This window comes from Flavobacterium frigoris (assembly GCF_900111075.1).
GTDB lineage: Bacteria > Bacteroidota > Bacteroidia > Flavobacteriales > Flavobacteriaceae > Flavobacterium > Flavobacterium frigoris.
The window spans coordinates 86,001-92,249 of the sequence record NZ_FOFZ01000013.1; the positions used below are offsets into that span (position 1 = coordinate 86,001).

A 6,249-nucleotide genomic window follows, 5' to 3' on the forward strand; every position below is an offset into this window, starting at 1 on the left:
AAATGGCATCACACTTAGAAACAGAACTTGGTAAACTTAGAGGCATAATTATAAAAATAGGAGGCCTAGCTGAAAGTCAGGTTGCTGAAGCTGTTAAGGCAGTCCTTTCAGAACCCGTTTTAGAAAGTAAAGAAGTAAAGAAAACAGAAAATAAGATTGATAAATTAGATGTGAAAATCGATGATATCTGTCAGAGTGTTTTCGCTTTGCAACAACCTGTTGCTTCCGACTTACGATTTATCATATCGGCAATGCAAATTAGCAGAGAGATAGAAAGAATTGGCGATTTGTCAATGAGCATCATCAAACTGACCAAAAGTATTAAAGAGAAGCATGAACTTATATCAAAATTTAATATTGCTGATATTGTAAGAGGTGCAGAAGATATTACAGCGAAGACTAATGAGTGTTTCCTTAATATGGATGAAACTAGCGTTGAAGAAATTTTCAAATTAAACACTGATGTTAAAAGTAAGAGCAGCGATGCAATTGATAATATCATTGGGGAAATGAAAAATAATTCAAAAACAGTGGTGTCTGGTACCAACTTAATTATTGCATTGAAACACTTTGAAAGAATTGCTGATCACAGCACAAACATTGCAGAATCTGTTTTTTTTATGATTAATGCGAAGACTATCAAGCACGAAAAATTTTCCGACAAGAATTAATTAATCCATTCTTTAAGTACATTTTAAAGTTGGTTTTCATATCAAATAACGGTATGAAAACCAGCTTTTCTATTGAGATTTTAAATTTCAAAAACCTCAAATAGTTTTATCCAATCGGGAGTATTGTCAAAGTACTGTAAACCGGAATATTTTTTGATCTCGGGCAAGTGATCTATTTTAAAATCATCTTGTTCTGCATATGGAACCATGCCATCTTCTTTTAATTTTTTGGCCAAATATAATTGTTCGTATTGTCCCGGAGTAGGGATAAAGAAAGCTTTTTTACCTAGTTTTACCAAGTCCATAATTGTAGTATAACCGGAACGTGCTAGGATAATGTCACTTTCATTAAAAGTTTGTTCCAGTTGACGACTAGTCATAAAGTTAAAATAGGTAATGTTTTTTAGCTGTTCTTTTTTTTGTTCCTTTTCTACAATCCCTTTAATGAATACCACGTTACCTCTGTAACGCTTTAATTCGGTTTTTAGGATTGATTCTAATAATCCTCGTTGTGGTTCAGGACCAGAGAGAATAACCATTAAGTCGTACTGTTTTGTGATTTCTTTTTTATGCATACGGCTTAATGGGCCGATGTATTTGGGCGCAAAAGGCAAGTTAGTCGAGTGACTTAATTGCCCAGCAAGATTTGGTTCGCCTGCAACATCAGGAACCCAACATTCTGCATATTTTTTGATGATTTTTTGATGCAATTTACTTGTTAGCCAAGTCGTATTCCCCGTCATCACATTGAGCTGATGTGTTATAAATACACAGGGAACATTTTTGTTATGAACACCCAGTCTGTTGTCAGAGATAATGCCGTCGATATCGTATTGTTTGATCCATGAAGCTACCAGTTTTTTTTCATGCCAAATGGCTTTCAACATCTTAGGAGTATTTTTTAATAACTTCCATTTGAAATTTTTACCGTTTTTAGCATACTCGATTTCGTAAGAAGGCAATTCGAGTGTTTGTAGATAAGGAAATTCTTTGCGTAACATAGCAAGGGCTATTCCATCAGAAGCGATTATAGGAATGTGATTGCTTTCTTGCAATGCCTTTATTATAGGAATGCAACGCGTGGCATGACCCAAGCCCCAATTTAACGGAGCAACCAATATATTTTTGTTGGTAGCATTTGATTCCATAGTTGTGAAAGCTGTTTTTTTATTGTTAAAGATAGCGTATGTTACAATTTTTATATGTTTTTAAAGTATTACCAAACCAACAAATAATTATTGTGTAGTCTGGTTGTCATTAGAATATCATTTGCTCCTATTTTAAGGTTTATTAGGAGATACTCAAAAATGCCATTTTAGGAATGTTGGTAATTTTTGCACAACGTTAATTTGTAAAAGGTGTACCAGATATACTTTTATTCTGTGACAAAATTCTCGTTTTTTACTTAATGATTTTAATTTTTTTTGCATTGATATTCAATATGTTATTCTGGTATTTCTGAATAAATCCTAAAATAATCATTAAGTAAATACATATAATCTAGAAGGTTGATTGTATTTTGTCTGTGAAAAACAGCATTTAGACGATTAATAGATAATTTAATGAATTTTATTTTTTTTATTCTTTGAGATTTGTATACTTTCGTGAATGTACTTGATGTTTTTTACTACAATTTGTGTACAGAAAATCGTTTTGCTGTTAAAAATAATTAATTTTTTTGTGTAAAAATTACATTTAGAAGGTAGTAGAAATAGTCTGTTTTTGCGATGCCTTTTTTTAAAGATGGATTTATTTAGTGATGATTATATTTTCAAATTTAATAAAAACATACATTTTATTTTTGCATGGGTTTCGTTAGTTAATCTATTCAATTGAAAGGTCGCTATAGGCTTAATTTTAAGTGATTATTACAATAATGCAAGCTTTTATACAAAAAGAAGTATAATGGTAAAAAAAATCTATAGAATAGGCTTTTTTTTACTATTATTTAATTTAAACTAATGTTGTTAATGCAGTATTACAAAATTAACGTTAATTTTGTCAACAAGTTATGAACAAAAAAAATATATTAAGATTCTTTGCCCTAGCAAAAATCTGCCATGTTTCACCTTTAAATCGCTATGTATGGAATTAATGTTACTCCTCCCGCTGTTTAAAACCTATTTTTCTAAAATCTCGTAGATGAAGTTAGAAAATAGATTCAATTAGCAGTTTTGCAGCTTATTTATCACATTAAAACTGATAAATAAAAGCTTTTTAAGTCACTCTATATTTTATCGAAAATATTAGGAATAAATATATCCAAAAGACATTTTTGCCACCAAAAATACAGCTCACTTATGAATAAAATTACTTTAAAAACACCAAAATTCGGAAAAATATTATTTTTTGTTTTGAGTCTTTTATTTTCACTAAATTCTTATTCACAATTTTATGACAAGCATTACATTGCTCCTGCTCCGTGGCAATATTTATCGAATGCTAATGTTATTGTAATAGCTACTGAATCTACAACTGCAGTTAATGTTACCATTGCGAAAAGTGATGGTACATTTGTGGCAAATGGAAGTGCAATAGCAGGTGCGCCTTTAGTTTATAGATTTACTGGTGTTCCAAGTTCTTTTCCAATGCATCCCATGAATTCTGTTATCAATGGGGGTGGTCTAATAATTACGGGAGATAAACCGATTTCAGTTAATGTAAGAAATATTGCTTCCGATAACAGTACGGTAGGAGATTCATTCATTAAAGGGAATGCATCATTAACTAGTTTTGGTAATCCAGGGATAGGTGTTAGTTTTAGAATTGGCTATTATAGAAATGATTCAACGGGTAATGGAACTCCAATTTACAGTGCGATGGCATTGTATAATAATACAGTCGTAAGCTTAAATGGAACCGTTGTAGCTACCTTGCAGGCTGGTCAAAGCTGGCTTTTTAAAACGACTTTAGGTGCTTTAATTACCTCTTCAAAAGGGATTGTAATGAATACTGGTGCTGCTATAGATGCACCTTCTGGCTGTGGTGATGGAACGTTTGATCAAATCCCACCCATTAGTGTTTTAGGGAAAGAGTACATTATAGTAAAAGGTAATGGTAATGACAAAGCTGAGCAAACAACTGTTGTTGCAACAGTAGCAAATACATCTGTTCAAATTGACACCTATACAAGTACAGGTGCTTTTTCTTCGACAGTAACTAAATTATTGACAAATGCAGGAGATTTTTATACTTTTATCAATGGTGTCGTTGGGAATAATAAATATTCTTCTTCAAGGATTGTAGCTACAAAAAATGTTGTTGTATATTCTGGAACAGCAGATGGTTGTGAGGTAGATATTTCTACTGTTGCACCTGCTCAAGTTTGTTCAGGCTCGCTCGTTGTAGAGACTACTCAGTTTTTGGGTTATACTAATCAAATTTTGCCTTATTTTGGTTATGTTTTGTTGAATAGTGCCACAGATAAAGTGTATCTTAATGGTATTGATATTCAAACTTTAGGAGGAGGAGCGATAACTAGAAAACAATTAGGAACGACTGGATGGTATCTAATAACTTTTACGGATACTAATATTTCCTCACCAGTTGTTGTGAAATTATCGAGTGCTTCAAGATTGTCAGTTTCGTTTGTCGAACAAGGGGGTGGTTTTTCAATGTCTGGATTTTTCTCTAAATTCGTTGATCAGCCAACCGAGCCTAATTTAGCTTATGTAGCAGGAGGTTCTTGTGCTGCTCAGTCTGCGATTTTAACTGTGAACTCAGGAATTGCTCCTTATCAATGGTTTTTAAATGGAACTGCAATAGCTGGTGCAATTTCATCAAGTTATACCGCTACAACTTCTGGCTCTTATTCTGTTTCATCAACAACCGTTTGTGGGCCATCAATACTTTCAAATTCAATTCCTGTTGCATTGTGTACTGATTTATCAATTACTAAGAGTGTTGATAATATGAGGCCAATATTTGGTAATAATGTAACGTTTACTATTACCGCTACAAATAATGGGCCGAATACAGGAACAGGTGTTATTGTTTCTGATGTATTGCCGAGTGGTTATACTTTTGTAAGCGCAACTCCGTCAATAGGAACTTATTCTAATGGAACAGGTGTCTGGGCTATAGGTAATTTAAGCAATGGAGCGAGTGCTGCTTTAACTGTTGTGGCAACGGTAAAAAATACGGGTGTTTATATTAATACTGCATCAGTTTCAAGTGACGAAACTGATGCAACGCCAGCTAATAATACCGCTTCGATAACTCCCACGCCAATTTCATGTGCTTCAGCACCAACAACTACAGGAGCTACTATTTGTCCTGGGGGATCCGGGTCGTTGACTGGTACAACTGCTAATCTAACAACATTATCGGGAGCTTGGACAGCAGGAAGTCCTAGTAGTAATCGACCTAAAAATAACATCAAATCAACTGATGGTTGTGGTTTTGATAATAAGACTAGGAATTATGTGGCAATAGACTTTCAAGTTAGTGTTGCAGGAATTTATGTTTTCACAATGGCTGATAATGCTAATTATGATGGTATGGGGTATATTGTTTCGGGAGCATATTCTCCAGGGACATGTCCAGGAACAGGAGTATGGTTGAATGGAGATGATGATAGTAATGGGGGAACTGACGGAAGTAGTGAGCCTAAGATAACAACTTCAAGTTTAGCCGTTGGTACTACTTACACTTTAATTTCGACCACAAATGGTAATAATGCAACAACTAATGACACCTTTAATTGGAGTATTACCCCACCTGCAGGAGGAGAAATAATCCCAACGATAAATTGGTATACAGTTGCTAGTGGAGGATCTCCAATAGGTTCGGGTTCACCGTTTAATCCAGTTGGTGTATCTGGTTCAGGATTGGCAGATACAAATATTTCTGGAACTACAACTTATTATGCTGCCAGTTCTGATAAATTAGATTGTAGAACTACCACTCCATTTGTTATAAATAAAAACTCTGTTGCTCCAACTGGAATTGCTGGATCTACCACCATATGCCCGGGTGACTTTACTACACTTACCGTTTCTGGGGGTACTTTAGGGACAGGCGCAATAGCGGAGTGGTTTTCAGGATCGTGTGGGACAACAGCGGTAGGAACAGGGAATAGTATTACGGTTTCTCCATTGGCTAACACTACTTATTATGTGCGATACAAAGGTACTTGTAACACTACTACCTGTTTTTCTGTTCCAGTACTAGTAAATACAACGGCACCTCCGGCTGCAAGCGCACAAAGTTTTTGTAGTATAGATAGTAAAAAAGTATCTGATTTAGTGGCTACAGGCACTACAGTTAAATGGTACGATGCGGCTACTGCTGGTACGCTTTATACGGGAAGTGAAACCTTAGTTACAGGAACCTATTATGCAAGCCAGACATTAAATGGTTGTGAGAGTTTGAGAACATCTGTTGGAGTAACAGTAAATGCAACACCATCAGCACCTAGTGCTTCTGCACAAACATTTTGTACAGTAGATGCTAAAAAAGTAAGTGATTTAGTTGCTACAGGTACGGCTATCAAATGGTATTCAGCAGCAACATCAGGCACCTTATATACAGGTTCAGAAACCTTAGTTACAGAAACCTATTATGCAAGTCAAACCAC

3 protein-coding genes are annotated in these 6,249 nt (G+C 34.7%); 2 read left to right on the plus strand and 1 reads right to left on the minus strand.

What is annotated here, in order from left to right; translation table 11 throughout:
- Positions 1–2: 2 nt before the first annotated feature.
- Positions 3–671 (plus strand): phosphate signaling complex protein PhoU, encoded by a 669-nt coding sequence (gene phoU, locus BMW63_RS14670; protein ID WP_074724217.1) that lies wholly within the window; start codon positions 3–5, stop codon positions 669–671.
- An 80-nt stretch (positions 672–751) separates the two neighbouring features.
- Here phoU and BMW63_RS14675 read toward each other — a convergent pair whose 3' ends face one another.
- Entirely contained in the window at positions 752–1,819 is a 1,068-nt protein-coding gene (locus BMW63_RS14675) for a glycosyltransferase (RefSeq protein ID WP_074724218.1), read from the minus strand.
- Between the two features lie 1,152 nt (positions 1,820–2,971).
- Between BMW63_RS14675 and BMW63_RS14680 the strand changes: the two genes are divergently transcribed.
- A partial coding sequence (locus BMW63_RS14680; RefSeq protein WP_139174257.1) for an Ig-like domain-containing protein occupies positions 2,972–6,249 on the plus strand: 3,278 nt, incomplete at its 3' end.